Raw genomic sequence first — 2,912 nt, 5'->3', positions numbered from 1 at the left:
CGCCTCGGTCTTCGCCATGGCGATTGGCACCGCGATCACCGTATCGGTGCTGGCGATCATCGCCGTGTCAGCCAAGGGGCTTGCCGTGCGTCTTGCTGGCCCCGGTTCGAAGCGCGCGACCCGGATCGGCTACGGCATCGAGATCGCCGGCGCGCTTCTGGTCACGCTTCTGGGACTGATGCTGTTTGCGGCTTCGATGACAGGCTGATCAGATCCCGGCTCCGAGGTTCTGGTAATTGCTCATGCCCTCGAGGAACTCCGCGACGAACGGCGTCGCGGGCCGGCGCAGCAATTCCTCCGCCGTGCCGAACTGTTCGATATGGCCTTCCGACATCACCGCGATCCGGTCGGCGATCTCGAAGGCTTCCTCCTGATCATGGGTCACCAGAATGGCGGCAATCCCGACCTTTCTCTGAAGGTCGCGGAGCGCGCCGCGCAAGCCCTTGCGGATCTTGGTGTCGAGCGCGCTGAAAGGCTCGTCGAGCAGCAGCAGGCGCGGTTCGATCGCAAGCGCGCGCGCCAGCGCCACCCGCTGACGCTGGCCGCCGGAAAGCTGCGAGGGGTAACGGTCGGAAAGATGGCCGATCTCCGCCATGTCGAGCAGATCGCGCACCCGCTTGCCGATCTCCTCGCGGGATGGCCGTGTGGCGCGCGGGCGCATCTTCAGCCCGAAGGCGGCGTTTTCGGCCACCGTCTTGTGCTCGAACAGCGCATAGCTCTGGAACACCATGCCGAAACGCCGCAGCCGCGCCTCCAGCCCGGTAATGTCCTCGCCCTCCATCAGGAGCCGGCCCTCGTCGGCGAATTGCAGGCCGGCGATGATCCTGAGCAGCGTGGTCTTGCCGGAGCCGGATGGCCCGAGCAGCGCCACGAATTCGCCGGGACGGATATCGAGATCGACGCGGTCGAGAACCTTGTTGCTGCTGTAGGATTTCGAAACATTTTCGACTGTGAGGGCCATGGTCGGTCTTTCTCAGTGCGCTTGCGGGTGACGCGATTCGATCGCGGATCTCAGGATCAGCGTGATCACGGCGATCACCGTCAGAATGGTGGCGGCGGCAAAGGCGCCGGTCACGTTGTAATCGTCATAGAGCAACTGCACCTGCAGCGGCAGCGTCATGGTCTCGCCGCGAATATTGCCGGAGACGACGCTGACCGCGCCGAATTCGCCAATGACGCGGGCATTCGCCAGGATCGCGCCATAGAGCAGCGCCCAGCGGATATTGGGCAGGGTGACGTGGAAGAAGGTCTGCCAGCCGTTTGCGCCAAGGGTCAACGCTGCCTCCTCTTGGTCGCGACCGGCAACCTCCATCAGCGGGATCACCTCGCGGGCGACGAAGGGGCAGGTGACGAACAGCGAGACCAGCACGATGCCGGTGAGGTTGAACATCAACTGGATGCCGTATTGATCGGCATAGCTGCCGACAAGGCCGGTGGAGCCGTAGACCAGCAGATAGCAAAGACCCGCGACGATCGGCGAGATCGAGAATGGCAGTTCGATGATCGTGATCAGCACCCGCCGGCCCGGAAAGCGGAACCGGGTCACGGCCCAGGCGGCGCAGATGCCGAAGGCGATATTGACCGGCAAGGCGATCAGCGCCGTGATGACGGTGAGTTTGATCGCATGCAGCGTTTCCGGCTCGAGGAGGCCCGAGGCATAGACGCCGATGCCTTCGGAAAAGGCGCGGGCGAAGATCGCCACGCTCGGCAGGCCCATGATGAGAGCGGCAAAGGCGACGGCGACGAACACCAGTGCCGCCCGCTTCAGGCTGCGTCTGCGCCGCAGCGCCTTGACTTGCGGATGGACCATGGCTCAGCCTCCCCTCGACATATGCCGCGCGGCGCGGTTCTGGGCGATATTGGCGAGGATCAGCACGAGGAGCGCCAGTGCCAGCACCGTGCCGGCGATCGCGCTTGCGGCGGGGAAGTCGTATTCATCGAGCCGGATCATGATCAGAAGCGAGGCGATCTCGGTCTTGAACGGCATGTTGCCGGCGATGAAGATCACCGCCCCGAACTCGCCGAGCGAACGGGCAAACGCAAGCGACGCGCCCATGATGAAGCTCGGAAACACTTGCGGGAACACGATATGGCGGAACACCTGGAAATCGGTGGCGCCAAGCGTCTGCGCCGCCTCTTCCAGATCATGGCTCAGGCTCTCCATCACCGGCTGCACCGTGCGCACGCCGAAGGGCACGGAGGTAAAGGTCATGGCGAGCGCGATGCCCCACCAGGTATAGGCGACCTTGATGCCGAAGTCCGATAGCAGCATGCCCATCCAGCCATTGCGGTCGTAGAGCGCCACCAGCGCGATGCCGGCCACGGCCGTCGGCAGCGCGAAGGGCAGGTCGATCAGCGCATCGAGCAGGCGCTTGCCGGGAAACTTGTAGCGCACAATCACCCAGGCGAGCAGCAGGCCGAAACAGGCGTTGAACACGGTGGCAAGGGCTGCCGCCGAAATCGTGACGCGGAAGGCCGCGAGCGTGCGCGGATTGGTGATGATCCGCCAGTAATCGGCAAAGCCGAGCTGGCCAAGCTGCCAGAACAGCGCCGACAGCGGCAGCAGGATGATCAGGGCGACAAAAAGCAGCGTGGTCCCGAGCGTCAGCCCGAAACCCGGCATGACGCTGCGGTTCGCGCGTCTGGTCGCTGTCGGCATGATGAACGTCATGATGGCCTTTTCGCGGTGATGCCGGAGGCTATAGCAATTCCTGTTGCAGGGGGCACGGGTTTTGTTGGCGGGATGCACTCCTCGCTGCGGGCGCTTGAGGCTTCAGCGGGACGGCTCACCCTCACAACACGCCAATCTCCCCCCTTGAGGGGAGATGCCCGGCAGGGCAGAGAGGGGTGAACCCTATCAGAAAACGCGGAGCTTGCGGTTTATGCCCTTACCCCTCTCTGTCGCTTTCGCG

At 64.0% G+C, this 2,912-nt stretch carries 3 protein-coding genes and 1 pseudogene; 1 reads left to right on the top strand and 3 read right to left on the bottom strand.

All coding sequences use genetic code 11. The features are described from left to right. Positions 1-208: pseudogene (locus tag B4E36_RS18470) on the top strand (delayed-early response protein/equilibrative nucleoside transporter); the annotation flags it as partial. Here the strand turns inward: B4E36_RS18470 and B4E36_RS18465 are convergent. From B4E36_RS18465 to cysT, 3 genes are read right to left on the bottom strand one after another with little or no spacing between them, the layout of a single operon-like run. After that, a complete protein-coding gene (locus tag B4E36_RS18465; RefSeq protein ID WP_345900662.1) occupies positions 209-961 on the bottom strand; it encodes an ABC transporter ATP-binding protein in 753 nt (250 codons plus the stop codon). Positions 962-973: 12 nt separating this feature from the next. Continuing rightward, positions 974-1,810, bottom strand: a complete 837-nt coding sequence (gene cysW / locus B4E36_RS18460; protein WP_292059868.1) for a sulfate ABC transporter permease subunit CysW — start codon at positions 1,808-1,810, stop codon at positions 974-976. A gap of 3 nt (positions 1,811-1,813) precedes the next feature. Further along, positions 1,814-2,659 (bottom strand): sulfate ABC transporter permease subunit CysT, encoded by an 846-nt coding sequence (gene cysT, locus B4E36_RS18455; protein WP_345900661.1) that lies wholly within the window; start codon positions 2,657-2,659, stop codon positions 1,814-1,816. Between the last annotated feature and the right edge of the window lie 253 nt (positions 2,660-2,912).

This window comes from Martelella sp. UBA3392 (genome assembly GCF_002358775.1).
In the GTDB taxonomy this organism is placed as follows: Bacteria; Pseudomonadota; Alphaproteobacteria; order Rhizobiales; family Rhizobiaceae; genus Martelella; species Martelella mediterranea.
Note: the sequence above shows the minus strand (reverse complement) of the source record. Positions and strands in the feature narration are given on the sequence as shown.

Coding starts and splice junctions, on each gene's coding strand:
- B4E36_RS18465 (WP_345900662.1), bottom strand. CDS start 961: ATGGCCCTCACAGTCGAAAATGTTTCGAAATCCTACAGCAGCAACAAG.
- cysT (WP_345900661.1), bottom strand. CDS start 2,659: ATGCCGACAGCGACCAGACGCGCGAACCGCAGCGTCATGCCGGGTTTC.
- cysW (WP_292059868.1), bottom strand. CDS start 1,810: ATGGTCCATCCGCAAGTCAAGGCGCTGCGGCGCAGACGCAGCCTGAAG.